This is a genomic window from Streptomyces sp. V3I7, assembly GCF_030817495.1.
Lineage (GTDB): Bacteria > Actinomycetota > Actinomycetes > Streptomycetales > Streptomycetaceae > Streptomyces.
Map to the genome: position 1 here is coordinate 6,220,129 of NZ_JAUSZK010000001.1, position 18,863 is coordinate 6,238,991.

An 18,863-nucleotide genomic window follows, 5' to 3' on the forward strand; every position below is an offset into this window, starting at 1 on the left:
GGAGCAGCAACGATGCAGTACGTGAAGCTCGGTTCGACGGGACTGGACGTGTCGCGGATCTGTCTGGGCTGCATGACCTACGGCGACCCGGAGCGCGGCGTCCACGAGTGGACCCTCGACGAGGAGGCGTCGCGCCCGCTGATCCGGCAGGCGCTGGACGCGGGCGTCAACTTCTTCGACACGGCCAATGTGTACTCCGACGGCAGCAGCGAGGAGATCGTGGGCAGGGCGCTGCGCGACTTCGCGAACCGCGACGAGATCGTGCTCGCCACCAAGGTGCACGGGCGGATGCGTCCCGGGCCCAACGGGGGCGGCCTGTCCCGCAAGGCGATCACGTCCGAGATCGACCACAGCCTCCGCCGTCTCGGCACCGACTACGTCGACCTCTACCAGATCCACCGCTACGACCACGAGACTCCCGTCGAGGAGACGATGGAGGCGCTGCACGACCTGGTCAAGGCGGGCAAGGTGCGCTACATCGGGGCCAGTTCGATGTACGCCTGGGAGTTCTCCAAGGCCCAGTACACGGCCCTGCTGAACGGCTGGACCCGGTTCGTGTCCATGCAGAACCACTACAACCTCCTCTACCGCGAGGAGGAGCGCGAGATGCTGCCGCTGTGCGCGGACCAGGGCGTCGCCGTCCTGCCCTGGTCCCCGCTCGCCCGCGGCCGCCTCACCCGGGACTGGGGCACCGTCACCACGCGCAGCGCGGTGGACGACTTCGGTAGCCGGCTCTATCTGGACAGCGACCGGGCGATCGTCGAGGCCGTCACCCGGATCGCTCACGAGCGGGGCGTGCCGCGCGCCCAGGTGGCCCTCGCCTGGCTGCTGCACCAGGACACCGTGGCCGCCCCGATCGTCGGCGTCGCCAAGCCGCAGCACCTGGAGGACGCGGTCGCGGCCGTCGAACTCCAGCTCAGCGAGAAGGAGATCGAGGAACTGGAGCGGGCCTACACCCCGCGCGACATCAGCGGTCACTGATACGGCTGACCGGTCGTCGGACGCAGTCAGCCAGGTCGGCGAGGTCAGTGCGGTCCGTGCGGCGCGTCCTCCGTGCCGCACGGACCGGCGCCCTCGCTCTCCGGGAGCCGGATCCGCGCGCCGGACAGGGACAGCGTCCGGTAGTGGGCGCCGATGCGCTCCGCGGAACGGCCGGCGTAGTGCCCGATGAAGGAGCGGCGGAAGCGGTCGGCCGTGCGGTTGGGCCGGGAGCCGTGCACCAGGCTGCCGTTGAAGAACAGCACGTCGCCCGGCGCCATGTCCACGGGCACGGCCGTCAGCCCGGGCGGCGGGGGCACGTACTCGCGGGCGAACGACAGCCCGGCGTCCGCCTCCTCGGGGCAGAACAGGCCCATCCGGTGCGTGCCGGGGACGACTTCGAGGCCGCCGTTGTCGCGGTCGATCACGTCGCAGGCGACCCACGCCGCCACGCATGTGCCCGGCTCGACCCGCAGATAGAAGTTGTCCTGGTGCAGCGCCTGGCCGCGGGCGCCGGGCGGCTTGAAGTAGAACATGCTCTGCGCGGCCAGCACTTCCTCCCCGAACAGCGACTCCAGGACCGTCCGCAGCCGTGCGTCCAGCAGGAACTCCCGCGCGAGCGTGCTGATCTCGTGCGGGTGCATCACCCGCGGATAGACGCGGAGCGGGTCCGCTGGACCGCTCCCGTCCGGCGGCCTGGGCTCGAAGTGCCCGGGCACCGGCCCAGCGGCGTGCAGCGCCGCGAACTCGGCGCACAGGCGGTCGATCTCGTCGTAACCGAACAGCCCCCGTACGACCGCGAATCCACGCTCCACGAACTCCTCCTTCAGCCGTCCCAGTGTCTCGGGCACGATGGGGCTGTCGGCGGCTCCGATGTCCCTGGCTGTCATGCGGCCGCTCCTTCGAGTCGACATGTCCTCTCGCACCGCCACGCTAGGCCGACGCACGCGCCCGGAGGATGCCCATGACCGCCGCGGGACTGCCCGGAACTGCTGCCGCGCGCGGCGCCCCCTCGCCGCCGCCCGGTGTCGTGGTGGTCGGCCGTTTCGACCGGCCCATGGGCTACAGCGTCAACCGACCGGGCGGGTCGGCCAGTTGGCTGTTCACCTGGACGACCGGCGGGCGCGGCATGCTCCGCCAGGGAGCGGCCGGGACGTACGCCGAGCCAGGCGATCTGGTGGTGCTCGCCCCCGGCGTCCGGCACCGGTACGCGGTCGCGCCCGGCGCCCGGAACTGGCGGTTCTGGTGGGTGCACTGCCAGGCCCGGCCGACCTGGACGGCGTGGCTGCGGCCGTACGCCGTCCAGGACGGGATGTACGTCGTCACGCGCACCCTCCACGCCCCCGGCGCCCGCGTCGACGCGGCCTTCGGGCGCATGCTCGCCGACGCCCGCCGCAGGGGCGGGGGTGCGCCGCCCGCGGACGACGAGGTGGACGACGAGCCCGTCGCGGTCGCGGACGCCGGTGCGGCACGGGAGTTGGCGCTGTGCGCGCTGGAGGAGGTCGTTCTGCTCACGGCCGCCCGTGGGCGCGAGCCGTCGTCCGCGCCCGGCGTCGACGCACGCGTGCGCCGGACGGAGGAACTGATCGCCGCCGACCCGGGCGCCCCGCACACCGTCACCTCGCTCGCGCGGAGCGTCGCCCTGTCGCCGTCCCGGTTCGCGCACCTCTTCGCCCGGCAGACCGGCCGCTCGCCCATGCGCGCCCTGCGTGAGGCACGCCTGCGCCATGCGGCCCTGCTGCTGGAGAGCACCGATCTGACCGTGGAGCGGGTGGCGGCGGCGTCGGGGTTCGCCGGCCCGTCCCACTTCCACCGGGTGTTCCGCGAGTGCTACGGAACTCCGCCGGGCGCCTATCGGTCTGGACGCAGTGGTAGTTGACGGTTCGTCAAATTCGTCGTGCACCGACCGTGCTGAATGGCTCTGGTTCTCTTGTTCGAGCATGTGCCCTTGTGCAAAGGTGTGGTTCGTCGGCGCGCGGAAACCCATGTGAGACTCCGCGCGCGAGGCCGCTCCCGTACGCCCCCACGCTTCACAAGAGCTGCCGCAGGCGCACGTTCGAGATGCCGCTTCCTGTACGGGGTCACCCCTCCCAGGGCGTCGGCCGGGTCACTCACCCACGGGTACGTAATCCCGCGTTGCGTCTGGAAGGAATGCCGCCGTGAACGACGCAGGCCTGCCGTACACCCCGGGCCCCGCCCGACCGTCCGGCGTCACGGACGACCAGCTGAGCTCCGAGGTGAAGAAGTGGACGGGGACGGCCCCCGCGCAGCACCCCATGGGTCAACTCCTCGACCGGCACTGGGAGTCGGCGTTCACCTACGCCCGGCTGTGCGCCGACGGGCCCCGAGCGGCCGGCATGCTCACCACGGCCGCCTTCACCCGGCTCTTCGGCGAACTGATCCGCCACACCGGTCCCGTGCCCGCCTGGCGGCCCCAACTCCTCGTCACCGTACGGCGTCTCGCGGCCGAGTGGGACAACGACGAACGCCGGGACATGCTCCATGCGGACCTGCGCTCCGGCGCCGCGGAGGCCGGAGGTGCGGCGGCCCGGATGCTGCCGCCGCCGGACCGGCGCCTGCTGGCGCGGGCGTTCCAGCGGCTGCCCCAGGTCAGCCGTGCGGTGCTCTGGCACACCGAGGTCGAAGGTGAGCCGCTCGCGCTCCCGGCCGGGCTGCTGGGCCTGGACGTGGAGGAGGCCGGCGTCGAGTTCCGGCGGGCGCGCGAGCGGCTGCGCGAGGAGCTCCTCCAGGTCCACCGCGAACTCGCCCCGCACGACGAGTGCCTGCGCTATCTGCGCATGCTGGACGTGACGTACCGCCGCGACGGTGTCGACGTCGACCCGGACCTCCAGCGGCACCTCGACGGCTGCCGGCACTGCCTGCACACCGCCGACCAGCTCTACCGGTTCAATGGCGGCCTGGGTCTGGCGCTGGCGGAGGGGGTGCTGGGATGGGGCGCCCGTGCCTTCCTCGATTCCAGGGCGGCGGAGCCCGATTGGGTGCCGTCGGCGATCGGCGGGCCGGCCGGAGAGGACGACGCCGGTGCCGTCCGGCGCCCGGTGTCCCGAGTGGCGCGGCGGGCGGCCCGGCGGGTGCGGCGCCGCAACCTCGCCGCCGCAGTGGCACTGGTGAGCGGCATGATCGTGCTGCCCCTGGCCCTGTGGGGCGCGCTCGGTTCCGGCGACAGCAGTGGTAGTACCGCCGCTGCCGGAAAGCCGACGCGGACGTCCGGGGCCGGCTCCCCGACGCCGGAGCCGACCTGGGCCGGATCCGCCGGAGGGACCGCCGAGGAGACGACCCTGCGCGGGAGGCTGCGCAACACCGCGTCCGGGCTGTGCGTGGGCGTCGTCGGCGAGCAGGCCGTCCAGGGCGCCGAGACCGCGCTCGTCCCCTGCACCTCCACCGCCAGCCAGCAGTGGACGTACGCCACCGACGGACTCCTGCGCAACGCCGCCGCCCCGCGGCTGTGCCTGGACTCGCACCTGGGCTACTCGGTCCAGCTGGCCCCGTGCGACGCCGCCTCCCGGCACGGCGACGACAAGCTCGGCTACGACTTCACCCTGCGGGGCGCCCTCGTCCCCCGGGGCGACCAGGACCTGGCCCTCGTCCCCGCCGCCACCGACGGCGCGGGCGCCCTCGTCCTCAAGAACCGTACGAACACCTCGGTGCAGCGCTGGGCCATCGACGCCTCCCGGCCCGACCTCCAGATGCGGGTCGTCACCTGGGACAAGGCCACCGTCCCCGCCACCGGCTGAGCGCCGCTCAGGGGGCGGTGCCCGGGCTCAGGACCGTCAGCGAGACGGTCGAGGCGTTGCCGGACACCGGCACCGCGCCCGCCTTCCACGCCACCCTCAGCGAGTCCCGCTCGTCCGGCGGGGTCACCAGCAGCGCCGCGGGCGTCGCCTTCTTCGCCCCGCTGACCTCGGGGTTGGAGAAGGACAGCCCCGCCCAGGCACTCTGGCCAGGCTTGAGCGTGACCCTCTTCGCGGAGCCGGGGGCCCGCTTGGGGTCCGGGCCGAGCTGACCGCCGGAGGCGTTCACGAACGCGGCGCCGGGATAGCCGTACACCGTGCAGGTGCGGCCCGAGGCGTTGGTGAGCACGACGGGGAAGTTCTCCTGCCCGGCCCCCGGGTCGTTGCGGCCCACCGAGGCCCGCAGCTCGGAGGTGTGGCAGCGGGCGCCGCCGCCGGTCGGGGCGGTCCTGTCGCCGCTGACGTGGCCGGTCGACACCGGTGCGGACGACTTGGCGGCCTGGCCCGGCGGCGACGCCGCGGGCGAGGCGGGCGGGCTGTCGTCGGTCGTACGGGGGGCCGTCGCACCGCCGGTCGCCGGTGCGGGCTTGCCCGTGATCTTCTGCGGGGCGCTCTGGGCGCCGGATTGGGTGCCGCAGCCGGCCACCAGGCCCAGAACGGCGAGCGAGCCCACGAGCAGGGCCGCGCGATGCGAGGACGGGGACGTGTACGTCATGTCAGTCAGCACTCCTGGTCTCACGGCACGCGGCGGGCGCGTGCCTGCGGCGCCTCGTGCGCCGTCATGACACTCCGATGCGCGAGCCGCCGGAAAAGTTCGCGGCCTGTCGAGAACCTTCCCCGCGGACCGGGTTCCTGCGCCGACGAGTACCCCGTGTCGACCGGTCAGGTGACCCGCAGCGAGCGCAGCGCGCGCCGCGTGGGCTCGCCCGCGTCGCCGTGCCGGCGGACCTGCACGTACACCTCGGGACCGGAGGCGCGGCCCGCGGGGCGGAGCGCCGTCTCCGTGAGCGAGCCGCCGCCGGGACAGTCGCTCCAGGCCCGCGTGCGGCCCTGCCAGCGGGTGCTCGTGAAGGCGCGGGTGCCGTCGTCGTGGCAGCCCGGGTGGGTCAGGGAGGTGACCTCGGGAGTGAGGTCGCCGTGGCCGCTCAGGCCGATGAACACGCCGTTGACCGGAGCCGTGAGGTCCTGCCAGCGCCGCAGGTCGTCGGCGACCGCCAGCCCCGGCTCGTGCCCCGGCTCCAGGCCGAGCGCCCGCGGATCCCAGCCGGAATCGCGCAGCTGGCGGCCCCACCCGGCGGGCACCTCGACCGAGATCCGGCCCGTGGCGTCCGTGACCCGCAGGTCGGCGGCGGGGGAGTGCCGGTCGCTCAGCACCAGCGTGACCGCGACGGCGGCGAGCGCGGCGGACCCGGCCGCGGCGAGCGCGAGCCACTTCCGGAAGCCGTCGGACCGGGGCGGCCGGGGAGGGGCAGCGGACGGGGGCGACGAAGGGGGCGACGGCGGGGTCGAGGACGCGGCCGGGAGCGTGACCGCGGGCGGGCTCCAGGACACGGGCGGGCTCCAGGACACGGGCGGGCTCCAGGACACGGGCGGAGCCCAGGACGCGGCCGGGGGCGAGGACGCGGCCGGGGACGCGGCCGGGGGCGGGTTCGAGGACACGGGCGGGGGCGACGACGCGGCCGGAGGTGAGGACGCGGCCGGGGGCGGGTTCCATGACACGGGCGGAGCCCAGGACACGGGCGGGGGCGAGGACGCGGCCGGGGGCGGGTTCCAGGACACGGGCGGGGTCGAGGGTGCGGTCGGGGGCGTGACCGCGGGCGGAGGCGCGGACGTGGCCGAGGAAGGGGCCGAGGCCGACAGCCCGGCGGCCAGCCGCTCCAGCTCCTCCGCGAACCCCCCCGCACCCGGCCAGCGCCGCTCCCGGTCCGGTTCCAGGGCGCGCATCAGGGCCTGTTGGACGTCCTCGCCGACGTCAGGCCGCAGCCGTTCCGGAGGTACGACCTTGCCCGGCGCCGCCGGAACGCTGCCGGTGACCAGCTCGTAGCCGACCGCGCCGAGACTGTAGACGTCGGCCCGCGCGTCGATGCCCGCGCCGGGCTCGGCCTGCTCGGGCGGCTGGTACCCGGCCGAACCGGCGGCCAGGGTGAGCACGGACGCCTGCGCCAGGCTCTTCGCGAGCCCCAGGTCGGCCAGCAGCACCCGGCGCGAGCCGTCCGGCGCCGTGCGCAGCAGCACGTTCGTCGGCTTGATGTCGCGGTGCACGATCCCGGCGTCGTGCAGCGCCGCCGCGCCGCGGGCGGCCAGCGCGGTCAGACGCAGCGCCTCGGAAACCGGGAGCGGGCCGTGCGCCAGCAGGTCGGCGAGGGTGCCGCCGTCGGCGTACTCCATCACGAAGTACGGCCTGCCGTCGGGCAGTTCACCGATGTCGTAGACCTGGACGACCCGGTCGGAGCCCGCCTTGCGCAGCAGTCGCGCCTCGGACAGGAAGCGGTCGCGCACGTCGAGGCGGTGCGACCAGTTCTCGGCGAGGACCTTCACCGCCACCGGGGCGTCGAGCTGCTCGTCGTACGCCAGCCAGACCGTGCCGAAGGCGCCGGTGCCCAGGGGCCGTTCCAGGCGGTAGCGGCCGATCCGCTCGCGGGACTGCATACGACTATCATGCCTGCCCTGAGATCGGCTCCGAGGGGGAAACTCGCGTGCACGACGCGGCGTTGACCGAAGAACTCGCCCGGCGTGCCGCCGCGGGCGATCCGGTGGCCCTGGACCGGCTGCTGACCGAGGTGCGGCCCGAGATCGTCCGCCGCTGCGGGCGCTTCCTGCCCTGCCGGGAGGACGCGGAGGAGGCGGCTCAGGACGTGCTGCTCCAACTCGCCCGGAAGATCTCGACGTTCGAGGGCCGCAGCCGGTTCAGCACCTGGCTGTACGCCGTCGTCGCCAACTGCGCCCGCCAGAAGTACCGCGAACTGAAGCGCCGCGCCGTCGAACAGCCCGCCCCCATCGAGCCCGCCCAGTACGTGGACCCCCGCACCACCAGCGTCATCGCGGGCTCGCGCGTGGACCTCCTGGAGGCGCTGGACCGGCTGGAGCGGGAGCACCCCCACCTGGTCGCCCCGCTCGTCTACCGCGACATCTGCCAGCTGGAGTACGCCGAGGCCGCCGAACGCGTCGGCATCCCCCTCGGTACCCTCAAGTCCCGCCTGCACGAGGCCCGCAGGCTGGTGCGGCCCTGGCTGACCACCGGCTGACGGGTGCCCTGCCGGGGGCACCGCTCGAGAAGGGCGGCGCCCGGGACTCTCCGGGCGCCCCCCTTCTTGCATGTATGGAGCCTTGTACCGCCTCCTACGAGGCGGGAAGCGCCTCAGCCGGCGTAGTCGCGGATGACGGTGCGGGCCAGTCGGTTGCGGGCGTCCGCCTTGCCGGCCCGCGTCCGCATCGACGCCCCCACGACAGCCGTGATCGCCGCGGAACGCCGGGGCCGGGACGGCGAGGTAGGGTCCGGGTTCAACACTGGCGGGGTCGTTGAGGTGTGGGGCAAAGGTGAACCGGTTCAAGAGGATGTTCTGGGCGCTCGACGCGCACTCCGGCGGAGCCACGCGACCCACGGAGGCCCGCATACGGGCCGTCCGGCACCCTGTGCCCTTCGGGGCCGCAGCCACGGTGTTCTGCGGTGGCATGTGTGCGCTGACCCTCGGCCGACTGGACTGGCAGGTCGCGCTCATTGGACTGGTGGGGGGCGTGCTGTTCGGTCTCCTCATCGTCTTTGAGCGCAAGCGGCTGGCACACTACGGGTTCCGCCCGGAGGAGGATTCGAACGGCCGGGAGCACGACGACGGCTGTGTGCGTGAGTAATGGGCGACGACGGACGTGTACGGGGCCGCCGACCGGCTGCGCTCCTGGCGGCGGTGAGTCAGCCGGACTGCTCCGACCCGGCGAGGTCGTCCGCGCTCACCGTGCCCGGCGTCGCATGCCCCGACAGGGCCAGGGTGAGGTCGAACTCGCCGAGCAGACAACGGATCACGTGCTCGACGCCTGGCTGCCCGTCCAGGCCGAGCCCGTAGACGTACGGCCGTCCCAGCAGGACCGCGCGGGCGCCGAGGGCGAGGGCCTTGAAGACGTCGGCGCCGGTGCGTATCCCGCTGTCGAACAGCACGGTGAGGCGGTCGCCGACCGCCTGGGCGACGCGGGGCAGCGCGTCGGCCGCCGCGACGGAGCCGGCCACCTGGCGGCCGCCGTGGTTGGACACCACCACCCCGTCCACCCCGGCGTCGGCGGCGAGCCGCGCGTCGTCGGGGTGCAGGATGCCCTTGAGGACGATCGGGCCGTCCCAGTGCTCCCGGATGAAGGCGAGGTCCGGCCACGTGTGGCTGGCATCCCCGAAGAGGCCGAGGAAGTGCAGGACGGCCGCGTTCGGGTCCTCGTGGACGGGCTTGGCGAGGCCCGCCTGGAACGCCGGGTCGGTGAAGTAGTTCGCGGTGCCCACGCCGTTGACGAACGGGAGGTACGCCTGGTCCAGGTCGCGCGGCCGCCACGCCAGCAGCGGGGTGTCCAGGGTGAGGACCAGCACCGTGAACCCGGCCGCCCTGGCGCGGGCGAGGAAACTCCGCGTCACCTCACGGTCCTTGCCCCAGTACAGCTGGAACCACCGCTCGGCGTCGCCCATCGCCTCCGCGACCTGCTCCATGGGCGTGCTGGAGGCGGAGGAGAGGGTGTACGGCACGCCCTGCGCGGCGGCGGCACGGGCGGCGGCCAGTTCGGCCTCCGGGTGCATGATCGACAGCACGCCCACGGGAGCCAGCGCCAGCGGCGCGGACAGCGAACGCCCCAACACCTCGACGGACAGATCCCGTTCGCTCACGTCCCGCAGCATGCGCGGCACGATCCGCCGCCGCTCCAGGGCGGCCCGGTTGGCGCGCGCGGTGCTGCCGTCACCGGCACTGCCCGCGACGTACCCCACGGGACCGGGACCGAGCCGGTGTTCGGTCAGCTCTTCCAGCCGGGTGAGATCGGTGGGCAGCCGCGGTACGGCACCCGTCATCCCGTTGAGGTAGATCTCGTACTGGAAGTCCGCCCAGTGCTTCGCCATCCGTACCTACAGCCTCTCGTCGCCGAGCCGCGTCGTCCGCACATACTTGCGGGTCAGCGCCGGTCCGTCCACCAGGAGGCGGTTGCGACCCAGCCTTTGCTGTTTCTCGCCTGCTGTCGCCCCCTCCGTCGCCGCTCAGCCCACGCGGGCGACCGCGCGGACCGGGGCGCCGTCCGAGCCCGGCAGGTGCAGCGGGAAGAGGAACACCTCGACCTCGCGCGCGCCGATCAACTCCACGACACCGGTGAGGTTCTCGGCGATCACCCCGCCCGCCCCGCACAGCACGCGGTGGGCGGGCAGGCCGAAGCCGGCGTGGAGATCTCCGGGTCGAGGCGTCGGGTCGACGCTCAGCGCGTCGACGGCCACCGTGCGGACGCCCGCCCGCACCACGGCCTCGGCCGCCTCCGGGGTGGCCGTCACCACCGCGGGGGTTGCGCGGCGCGGACTCGGGCCGTCCAGGAAGGTCAGCCGAACCTACGGCCTCGGTCGAGGCCCCGGCCAGGGGGTATTTCATCCATCTTCCGTGCCGTCGGTGGACGGATCCGACACTCCCTCCGCGTCGGGGCCCTGTGCCCGGACCCGTTGGACATGGGCGAGGGACTCGCGCAGTTCGGCGAGCCAGTCGTCGGTGTGACGCTGCACCAGACGTACGCACCAGGCGAGCGCCTCGCTGCGGCTGCGGGCCACGCCCGCGGCGATCAGGGTGTCGAGCACCTGCCGCTCGGGCTGGCGCAGCCGGGTCATCACGGGCGCGGCGACATGCGTGAACAGGGCGCGCTCGCCGCCGCACTCCACGCCCCACGACACCTTCCGCCGGTACTGGTGCTCGGCCTCTCGGGCCACGGCGATCCGGGCGTCCCGGCTGCGTTCCCGGAACTCCTGGATCCGGCTGTGCGCCGCGGCCTCCCGCTCGGCCTCGGGGGCGCCCCCGGCGAGCCGGGGCTCGGGGATGCGGCCGATCACGGTGATCTCCTCGCGGTCGGCGGTCACCTCGACCAGCTCCTCGAAGAGATCGTCGGGCAGCCGGCCGGCGAACCAGCCGAGCAGCTTCTCGTGCTGTTCTGGAGTAATCATGTAATGACGATTACTCCGCGATCTCATGAACACAAGGTTTCGAGGAGAGGTGCGCCGACAGCGGAACCGGAATGTTTCAGGCCTATTGCCGAGGTGATGAAATCCGGCCAACGGGCTGCTTTGATGGATCAAGAACCATGCGCTTCCGGGGCCAAAAGGCACGCGTTCCGTGACTTCGCGCCACTGATTCAACACACAAGGTTACCCAAAACCGTGCGCCGGAGATGAGTTTCGGCGGCGGACTCGGCAGACTCGCGCTCGCCGCTCCGGCACCCGACCGGGCCAGGAGCCGGCATCCCAGTCGGATCGAGCGGAAGGATGCACACGATGCGGAACACCGCGCGCTGGACGGCAGCCCTCGGCCTCACGAGCGCCCTGGTCTGCGGTCCCCTGGCGGCCGACGCCGCCGCCTCCCCGTCCTCGCTCTACGCCCCCTCGGCCCTGGTGCTCACCGTCGCCCATGGCGACAGCGCCACCGCCACCGTGCAGCGCGCGGTCACCCTCAGCTGCGCTCCGACTCCGTCCGGCACGCACCCGGACGCGGCCGGCGCCTGCGCCGAACTGCGCCACGCCGGTGGCGATTTCGGAGCGCTGGCGAGCGGCGGCGGCGTGGTCTGCACCAAGGAGTACAACCCGATGGTCGTGACCGCCGTGGGCGTCTGGCAGGGCAAGCGCGTCACCTACGAGCACACCTTCGCCAACGCGTGCGTGAAGAACGCCTACGGAGCAGGCGTCTTCGCGTTCTGAGGACCGGGGTCGCCACCTCCTCGTCCACGCCGGAGGCCCGTAACTGGGGAGTACGGGCCTTCGCCGCGGGGACCGGCGATCTCGCAGTGGGGCCGGACGGGCGATGTGGGGTCGCCTGTCCGGCCCCCGGCGTTTATGGTCTGGTGTCGCTGGGACGGCGCCTCGACGCGACGTCGGACGACAGCACCGCACCCGCCACCGCGAAGGACTGATCCGCCATGTCCGCCGAACCCGCCGGCATCTCCGGCACCTACCGGCCGCTCGACGACGGCCGCCCCGCCGTCCGCTTCACCCGCGTCTACGCCCATCCCGTTGACCGCGTCTGGCACTTCGTGACCGACCCCGGCGAACTGGCCCAGTGGTTCCCCTCCCGCGCCGAGATCGAGCTGCGTCCCGGCGGCACCATCCGGTTCAGCGGCGATCCGAACATGCCCGAGTCGACCGGCCGGGTCCTCGCCGTCGACCCGCCCCGGCATCTGTCCTTCGCGTGGGGCGGCGACGAACTGCGCTTCGACCTCGAAGCGGTGGACGACACCAGCACCCGCTTCACCCTCACCGACGTCCTGAGCGCCGAGAACACCGCCGCGCGCAACGGCGCCGGCTGGGAGGTGTGCCTCGGTGCCCTCGACGCCAAGGCACGCGGGGAGAAAGCCGAGGGGCCGCACTCGGGGGCGAGTGCGGCCTGGAAGGCGTTCTACGAGGGGTACGTCGAGGCCGGGGTGCCGTCGGGCGCGCCGGTGCCCGGCCTCGACTGAGCCCTCACGCCATCTGCCGGCGGACCAGCTCGTGCAGGCGGCCGCTCGTGTCCGCCAGGAGCTCGGCGGGCGGGCCCTGCTGGGCCACCTTGCCGTCCTGCATCACGATGACGCGGTCCGCGTCCAGCACGGTCGACAGCCGGTGGGCGATGACGATGCGCGTGGCGTTCAGCTTGCGCGTGCTCTCGATGACCGTGCGCTGGGTGTCGTTGTCCAGCGCACTGGTCGCCTCGTCGAAGAACAGGATGCGCGGACGGCGGATCAACGCCTGGGCGATCATCAGACGCTGACGCTGGCCGCCCGAGATCGCGCCGCTGCCGGCGACGATCGTGTGCAGCCCCATCGGCATGCGCTTGATGTCCTCGGCCAGACCGGCCAGTTCGGCCGCCGCCATCGCCTCCTCCGGCGTGTACGGCTCGGTGCCGCAGATGACGTCCAGGATCGAGCCGTTGAACGGCTGCGCGTGCTGGAGCACCACACCGCACTGCCGGCGCACCGCCGACTGGTCGAGCGCCGCCAGGTCCTGGCCGTCGTACAGCACGCTGCCCGAGACCGGCTTGTCGAAGCCGATCAGCAGCCGCAGCAGCGTGGACTTGCCACAGCCGCTCGGGCCGACGATCGCCACGAACTCGCCCTGACGCACCTGGAAGGACACGTCGTCGAGCACGAGCGGACCGTCGTCGGCGTACCGGAAGGAGAGGCGGCGGGCCTCGATGGCGCCCGAGAGGAGGCCGGGGCGGGTGCTCGCCGTACGGACCTCGGGGGTCGCCTCCAGTACCGGGCGGATCTCCTCGAACAGCGGCAGCGCCGCCACCGCCGAGACGAACGAGCCCGTCAGCTGGGTGACCGCGGTGAGCACCATCGTCACCGACGTGCTGAAGGTGAGGAACGCGGACGCCGACATCGAGCCCCTCGCCGGACCGGCCAGCAGCATGAACATCACCAGGGTGACCATCGGCAGGTACACCGAACCCAGCACCGTGGTGAGGTTCTTGATGCGGCCGACCTTCTGCTGGAGCTCACGGCTGCGCGCGAACTCGCTCGCCCACGCCGCGTACGCGTAGTTCTCCGCCGCCGCGACCCGCAGCTTCGGCAGCCCGCGCAGCGTCTGGAAGGCCTGGTTGTTCAGCTTGTTGCTGAGTACCACCAGGCGCCGCTGCCAGCGCACCTGCCACAGGCCGAGGCCCAGGAACACCGCCGCGATGACCACGAGCATGCCGGTCGCGGCCAGCGCCATCGGCACGCTGTACCAGTACAGCAGGAGCAGGTTCATCGCGCCGATGGTCACCGACTGGGCGATGGTCGGGGCGAGGCCCGCCAGCAGCCGCCGGATCGAGCTGATGCCCATGGCCGCGCTGGCCAGTTCACCGGTGGAGCGCTGCGTGAAGAACTTCGTCGGCAGCCGCAGCAGCCGGTCCCACACGGCCGGCTGGAGAGCCGCCTCGATCCGGCCCTCCAGCCGGAGCATGGTCAGGTTCTCCAGCAGCATGAACGCCGCCGCCACGACCCCGCTGATCATCACCGCCACACAGACCTGCGCGATCAGCCCCGTCTGCGCCTTCGGCACGTACTGGCCGAGGATCTTGCCGGTCGCGATCGGCACCAGCGCGCCGATCACCACCGTCACCAGTCCGGCGAGCAGCAGGTTGAACAGGTCGCCGCGGTTGCCCTGCATGCTGAACCGCAGCAGGCCGAACGGGCTGAGCTCCTTGTCCGGCAGCGGGCGGTAGAACATCACCGCGCGCGGCTCGAACTCCTCCGCGTTCGCCTTCTCGATCGGCGTCTCACGACCGGTCGACGGATGCACGGCCACATAGCCGCCGCGCCGCCACAGCAGCGCGACCGGCGCCCCCGACAGGGCCCGTTGACCGACCAGCGGCCCGGCGTTGTCCCGCCACCAGGTGCCCATCAGACGGACGGACCTGGTGCGCACCCGCGAGGCGACGGCGACCCGCTCGACCGGGTCGATGCGTTCGCTCTCGGTGCCGCTCTGCGCGGGCTCGGACAGCTCGATCCCGGCCGCCTGGGCGACCAGCCGGCACGCCGCGTACGTGGCGTCGGCGTCCGCGGCGGTGGCAGGCCGCGACGAGCGCTTGCCGATGGAGGCGAGCAGCGTCTGGTCGGCCTGGACACGGACGGCCTCACCGGCCTTGATACCGGCCGCCGTTCGCGTCTCGTGCGTGCGCTCCAGCTGCTCGATCCAGCGGTCCAGCGTGGTCAGCAGCCGGTACTGCTGGTCGACCAGGCTCTGCCACAGCGCCGGGTCCATCAGCAGGTCGGCGGCCGCCTCGGCGCCGTACATCGAGCCGTACTGGACGCTGCCCGGGGGCACCTGCATCCAGAAGACGTCGTCGTCCGTGACGTCGGCTGCGCCCTCGGTGGCCATCGGCGCCTGGAAGAGGACCGCCAGTCCGCGGCCGACGCCCAGGGCGAGGGCGTACTCCAGCGGGCTCGACGCCGGCGGGACGTACTGCGGGTTGCCGTACGCGTCGTACGACCAGGTCTGGGTGCTCGGCTCCTGGTACAGCTCGCGCAGGTTGATGCGGCGCACCGCGCAGTCCCGCAGCGGGCGGGCCACCAGCGTGTGCTCGGGGCCGGCCACCGGGCCGAGCAGCAGCGAGCCCGCCTCCAGCCGGCCGAGGTGGTGCCAGTGGCCCTGCTGCACGGCGTCCACCGCGAACAGGTCCAGGGCGCCGGCCGTGACCAGCCACAGCACCTGCGGGCCCTCGAGGTCGAGGCGGTTGAAGCCGCCGCAGTCGATCGGGGTGCCCAGCGTGCCGAGCGCGCCGATGACGAGGTCGCCGCCGTACCCCTCCTGGTAGCCCTCCTGAACAGTGGTCATCTCATCGCTCCCTGACCAGCGCGGCGTACGCACCGCCGCGCGCCACCAGCTCGTCGTGCCGTCCGCGTTCCACGATCGTGCCGTGCTGGAGCACGACGATCTCGTCGCTGTCGCGGACGGTGCTCAGCCGGTGGGCGATCACCACGCAGGCGCAGCCGCGTCGGCGCAGGTTGTCCATCACGACCAGCTCGGTCTCGGCGTCGAGCGCGCTGGTCACCTCGTCCAGGACGAGAATGCTCGGCCGGCGCACCAGCGCCCGCGCGATCTCCAGGCGCTGGCGCTGCCCGCCCGAGAAGTTCCGGCCGTCCTGCTCGACCTTGCTCTGGATGCCGCCGGGGCGGCGCATCACCACGTCGTACAGGGCGGCGTCGCGCAGCGCGTCCACCACGGCCTCGTCCGGGATCGAGGGGTCCCACAGCGCCACGTTGTCGCGCACCGAGCCCTCGAACAGGAAGACCTCCTGGTCGACGAAGGACACCGACGACGCGAGCGCGCCGCGCGGGATGTCCTCCAGACGCTGCCCGTCGATGCGGATCACGCCCTCCCAGGGCGCGTACAGACCCGAGATCAGCCGGGAGACCGTCGACTTGCCGCTGCCGGAACCGCCGACCAGCGCCACCTGCTGACCGGGTCCGACCGTCAGGTCGAAGTTGGTCAGCAGCGGCTTGTCGAGCGGGCTGTAGCCGAAGGAGATGTTCTCCAGCTCGACGTGCCCGTGCAGCCGGCGCGTGGAGTCGCCCGAGCCGGAGCCCGCGCGGCTGTAGAGCGGGTCGGCCTGGAAGTTCTCGACGTCCTTCAGGCGGGCCACGTCGGCCGCGAAGTCCTGGATGCGCCCGGCCACGCCGTTGAGGCGGGTGATCGGCGCGGTGAAGCGGACCACCAGCGCCTGGAAGGCGACCAGCAGACCGACCGAGATGTGGCCCTCCACCGCGCGCAGACCGCCGATCCACAGGATCAGCGCGCTGTTGAACGTGGCCAGCGTCGGCGCCACCACACCCAGCCAGGCGCTCGGCACCCCGAGGCGCTGCTGCTCCTCCAGCGTGGCGGCGTGCTGCCCGGCCCACTTGCGGAAGTAGCCGTCCTCACCGCCGGTCGCCTTCATCGTCTCGATGAGCTGCAGACCGGTGTACGAGGTGTTGGTGAGCCGTGCGGTGTCCGCGCGCAGCTTCGCCGTCCGCGTCGCGCGCAGCCGGATGACGAAGCGCATCGCCACGACGTTCAGCAGCGCCACGCCGATGCCGATGGCCGTCAGCTGGGGGTCGTAGGTGTACAGCAGCACCGCGTACAGCACGACCACGATCGCGTCCACGCCGGCCGCCGCGAGGTCGCGGGCCAGGGTCTCGGCGACCGCGTCGTTGGACTGGAGCCGCTGCACCAGGTCGGCCGGGCTGCGCTGGCTGAAGAACGTGACCGGCAGCCGCAGCAGATGGCGCAGGAAGCGGGCGCTGGAGAGGGTGGAGGAGATGAGGCGGCCGCGCAGCAGGTTGGCCTGTTGCAGCCAGGTCAGCACCAGGGTGAGCGCGACGCAGGTGCCCATCGACGCGAACAGCACGCTCAGCAGCGAGGTCTGTCCGCCGATGAGGAACATGTCGATGTAGGTGCGGCTGAGCGCGGGCAGCGCCGCGCCGACCGCCACCAGCAGCAGGCTGGCCAGGACGGCGGCGGGCATGGTGCCCGCGGTGCCGCGCAGCCGGGCCGGCATCGCGCCGAGGACACCGGGCCTGCGGCCGCCGCGCTCGAAGTTCTCGCCCGGCTCCAGCGTCAGGACGACGCCGGTGAAGCTGCCGTCGAACTCCTCGATCGGCACGAAGCGGCGGCCCTTGGCGGGGTCGTTGATGTACACCCCGCGGCGGCCGAAGCGGCGCCCCATGCCGTCGTAGACGACGTAGTGGTTGAACTCCCAGAACAGGATCGCCGGCGAGGTGACCTCGGCCAGCGCGGCCAGGTCCATCTGCATGCCCTTGGCCGTCAGACCGTAACTGCGGGCCGCCTTCAGCAGGTTGCTCGCGCGCGAGCCGTCACGGGAGACGCCGCACGCGATGCGCAGCTCCTCCAGCGGGACATGGCGGCCGTAGTGGCCGAGGACCATGGAGAGGGAGGCCGCGCCGCACTCGACGGCCTCCATCTGGAGCACGGTGGGCGTGCGCACGGTCTTCGCCTTGCCGACGGGGACGGGCCGCTTGGGCGGTGCGGCGCGGCGCCTGCCGCGGGTTTCCTGTGCGGTGCTCACGGCAGCAGCCAATCGACGGGACGCTGGTCGGCCAGCCGGATCGAACCCGTGGCCATGGTCATGGACTCCAGCTTGTACGGCGGCCCCTCCGCGGAGGACCACGCGTAGCCGCTCTTGGTGTCGGACGCCTTGTCGAGCCTGACGAGGACGGCGACGGGCCGGCCCTTCTCGGTGAACTGCTTGCCCAGCTGCTCGTCCCCGAGGAACGCGGCGATGGACTGCGGCGACTGGGCCGTGCGGTCCACCGACTTCACGTGGCCGCGCAGCACGCCGTACTCCTGCGTCGACACCGAGGCGACGGTCAGGTCGACGGAGGCGTGCGCCGGGACGGAGGCGGCGTTCACGGCCGGGACGTACACGGTCGCGTACAGAGGGTCCGTGGGACGGGCGACCTTCTCCACGGCGGCGACGTTCGCGCCGGTCTGGATGATCTGCCCGATGGTGGCGGACAGTCCGGTGATCCGGCCCGCGGCGACGGTGCGCACGATGGAGTCGCCGTCGCTCGTACGGACCTGGAGGACGGGGGAGTTGGCCGGGAGCCGCTCGCCCGGCTTCGCGAGCACGGCGGTGACCTGTCCGGAGACGGGGCTCTGCAGGATGTAACTGCCCTGGCCGTGGGTCAGGATGGCGGGCGCGGAGACGGTGGAGGCCACCGAGCCGGTCACCGCCCACACGGATGCCGTCGCCATGACGACCACCGTGATCGACAGCGCGAGCCAGCCCTGGGGGCGGGCGAGGCGCACCGGAAGGTCGAGCTCCTCCGGCGACTGGAGCTTGGCGAGGGCCTGTTGGCGGAACTGCACGGGACTTCCCTCACCTGTGGGAGAGATGGCGTTACGACGTGGTTCTGGACGGCCGAGAGTCCCGGAGCCGGCGTGCGGCTCCGGGACTCAAGGTCAACGCTCTGGGAATCAGAGGCCGGAGACCAGGCCGGTGACCGGGGCGGTGCTCACACCGGTGACACCCTCGACCGTGCCGACGACCTGGCCGACGACGGGCGTCACGCCGGGGGCAACGCCGTCCACCAGGCCGGTGACGGTGCCGACGGCGTTCAGGGACAGACCGCCGGAGACGTTGTCGAGCTCGGCGTCGGAGATCTCGACGGTCTCAACCTGGGGGGTGGAGTTCATGATGGAACTTCCCTTCGTATGGATATGTCACAAGGAAAGAGCAGCCACCTGTGGATCAGACGGACCGCCGACCGCAGGGGCCGGGAGCCAGGAACCGTTTCCGGATGCCCGGCGGGGTCCCTGTGGTGCGAAGGATCAAAGCACGCACGCGCCTCGCGCTTCCAATCAATCACCCGTCTCACCTGGGCACTTGATCTCAGGGACGGGGTATCCGTGCAGGCGTCCGCACGGCTTGTCGGCAACTTCTTCACATTCGACGGGGCCTCGACCCT

At 72.6% G+C, this 18,863-nt stretch carries 18 protein-coding genes; 7 read left to right on the forward strand and 11 right to left on the reverse strand.

Going from position 1 to position 18,863, the window contains the following annotated elements:
• Positions 1-12: 12 nt before the first annotated feature.
• A complete protein-coding gene (locus QFZ74_RS28800; protein ID WP_307623764.1) occupies positions 13-981 on the forward strand; it encodes an aldo/keto reductase in 969 nt (322 codons plus the stop codon).
• Positions 982-1,025: 44 nt separating this feature from the next.
• On the opposite strand, the gene QFZ74_RS28805 is transcribed toward QFZ74_RS28800, so the two are convergent.
• A complete protein-coding gene (locus QFZ74_RS28805; protein WP_307623765.1) occupies positions 1,026-1,868 on the reverse strand; it encodes a phytanoyl-CoA dioxygenase family protein in 843 nt (280 codons plus the stop codon).
• A gap of 74 nt (positions 1,869-1,942) precedes the next feature.
• Between QFZ74_RS28805 and QFZ74_RS28810 the strand changes: the two genes are divergently transcribed.
• Together QFZ74_RS28810 and QFZ74_RS28815 are read left to right on the forward strand one after the other, a co-directional pair.
• Positions 1,943-2,857 (forward strand): helix-turn-helix domain-containing protein, encoded by a 915-nt coding sequence (locus QFZ74_RS28810; protein ID WP_373462449.1) that lies wholly within the window; start codon positions 1,943-1,945, stop codon positions 2,855-2,857.
• 280 nt (positions 2,858-3,137) lie between these two features.
• Positions 3,138-4,733 carry an RICIN domain-containing protein gene (locus QFZ74_RS28815; RefSeq protein ID WP_307623767.1) on the forward strand — a complete coding sequence of 532 codons (1,596 nt, stop codon included), beginning with the start codon at positions 3,138-3,140 and terminating at the stop codon, positions 4,731-4,733.
• A 7-nt stretch (positions 4,734-4,740) separates the two neighbouring features.
• Here the strand turns inward: QFZ74_RS28815 and QFZ74_RS28820 are convergent, their stop codons facing one another.
• Together QFZ74_RS28820 and QFZ74_RS30515 are read right to left on the reverse strand one after the other, a co-directional pair.
• Positions 4,741-5,445, reverse strand: coding sequence for a DUF4232 domain-containing protein (locus tag QFZ74_RS28820; protein WP_307623768.1), 705 nt, complete (start codon positions 5,443-5,445; stop codon positions 4,741-4,743).
• A gap of 167 nt (positions 5,446-5,612) precedes the next feature.
• Positions 5,613-7,379 carry a serine/threonine-protein kinase gene (locus tag QFZ74_RS30515; RefSeq protein WP_373462450.1) on the reverse strand — a complete coding sequence of 589 codons (1,767 nt, stop codon included), beginning with the start codon at positions 7,377-7,379 and terminating at the stop codon, positions 5,613-5,615.
• Positions 7,380-7,426: 47 nt separating this feature from the next.
• Between QFZ74_RS30515 and QFZ74_RS28830 the strand changes: the two genes are divergently transcribed.
• Positions 7,427-7,975 (forward strand): RNA polymerase sigma factor, encoded by a 549-nt coding sequence (locus QFZ74_RS28830; protein ID WP_307623769.1) that lies wholly within the window; start codon positions 7,427-7,429, stop codon positions 7,973-7,975.
• A 113-nt stretch (positions 7,976-8,088) separates the two neighbouring features.
• Here the strand turns inward: QFZ74_RS28830 and QFZ74_RS28835 are convergent, their stop codons facing one another.
• Positions 8,089-8,235, reverse strand: coding sequence for a hypothetical protein (locus QFZ74_RS28835; RefSeq protein ID WP_307623770.1), 147 nt, complete (start codon positions 8,233-8,235; stop codon positions 8,089-8,091).
• Positions 8,236-8,267: 32 nt separating this feature from the next.
• Between QFZ74_RS28835 and QFZ74_RS28840 the strand changes: the two genes are divergently transcribed.
• A complete protein-coding gene (locus tag QFZ74_RS28840) occupies positions 8,268-8,579 on the forward strand; it encodes a hypothetical protein (protein WP_307623771.1) in 312 nt (103 codons plus the stop codon).
• A gap of 58 nt (positions 8,580-8,637) precedes the next feature.
• Here the strand turns inward: QFZ74_RS28840 and QFZ74_RS28845 are convergent, their stop codons facing one another.
• From QFZ74_RS28845 to QFZ74_RS28855, 3 genes are all read right to left on the reverse strand, one after another.
• Positions 8,638-9,813, reverse strand: coding sequence for a lactate 2-monooxygenase (locus QFZ74_RS28845; protein ID WP_307623772.1), 1,176 nt, complete (start codon positions 9,811-9,813; stop codon positions 8,638-8,640).
• A gap of 135 nt (positions 9,814-9,948) precedes the next feature.
• Positions 9,949-10,233 carry a hypothetical protein gene (locus QFZ74_RS28850; protein ID WP_307623773.1) on the reverse strand — a complete coding sequence of 95 codons (285 nt, stop codon included), beginning with the start codon at positions 10,231-10,233 and terminating at the stop codon, positions 9,949-9,951.
• A 90-nt stretch (positions 10,234-10,323) separates the two neighbouring features.
• The gene (locus QFZ74_RS28855) at positions 10,324-10,887 is read right to left on the reverse strand and encodes a hypothetical protein (RefSeq protein WP_307623774.1); all 564 of its coding nucleotides are present in this window, start codon (positions 10,885-10,887) and stop codon (positions 10,324-10,326) included.
• A 327-nt stretch (positions 10,888-11,214) separates the two neighbouring features.
• On the opposite strand from QFZ74_RS28855, the gene QFZ74_RS28860 reads away from it, so the two are divergent.
• Positions 11,215-11,634, forward strand: coding sequence for a subtilase-type protease inhibitor (locus tag QFZ74_RS28860; protein WP_307623775.1), 420 nt, complete (start codon positions 11,215-11,217; stop codon positions 11,632-11,634).
• A 218-nt stretch (positions 11,635-11,852) separates the two neighbouring features.
• Entirely contained in the window at positions 11,853-12,389 is a 537-nt protein-coding gene (locus tag QFZ74_RS28865) for an SRPBCC family protein (protein WP_307623777.1), read from the forward strand.
• Positions 12,390-12,393: 4 nt separating this feature from the next.
• Here the strand turns inward: QFZ74_RS28865 and QFZ74_RS28870 are convergent, their stop codons facing one another.
• The 4 genes from QFZ74_RS28870 to QFZ74_RS28885 all read right to left on the reverse strand — a co-directional run bounded on the left by QFZ74_RS28870 (position 12,394) and on the right by QFZ74_RS28885 (position 18,591).
• Positions 12,394-15,231 (reverse strand): NHLP bacteriocin export ABC transporter permease/ATPase subunit, encoded by a 2,838-nt coding sequence (locus tag QFZ74_RS28870; RefSeq protein WP_307623778.1) that lies wholly within the window; start codon positions 15,229-15,231, stop codon positions 12,394-12,396.
• A 1-nt stretch (position 15,232) separates the two neighbouring features.
• On the reverse strand, positions 15,233-17,461 hold the full coding sequence (locus QFZ74_RS28875; protein ID WP_307623779.1) for an NHLP family bacteriocin export ABC transporter peptidase/permease/ATPase subunit: 2,229 nt from the start codon (positions 17,459-17,461) through the stop codon (positions 15,233-15,235).
• The gene (locus QFZ74_RS28880; protein ID WP_307623780.1) at positions 17,458-18,264 is read right to left on the reverse strand and encodes an HlyD family efflux transporter periplasmic adaptor subunit; all 807 of its coding nucleotides are present in this window, start codon (positions 18,262-18,264) and stop codon (positions 17,458-17,460) included. The genes QFZ74_RS28875 and QFZ74_RS28880 overlap by 4 nt, the downstream gene beginning before the upstream one ends.
• 108 nt (positions 18,265-18,372) lie before the next feature.
• Positions 18,373-18,591, reverse strand: coding sequence for a type A2 lantipeptide (locus QFZ74_RS28885; protein WP_307623781.1), 219 nt, complete (start codon positions 18,589-18,591; stop codon positions 18,373-18,375).
• Between the last annotated feature and the right edge of the window lie 272 nt (positions 18,592-18,863).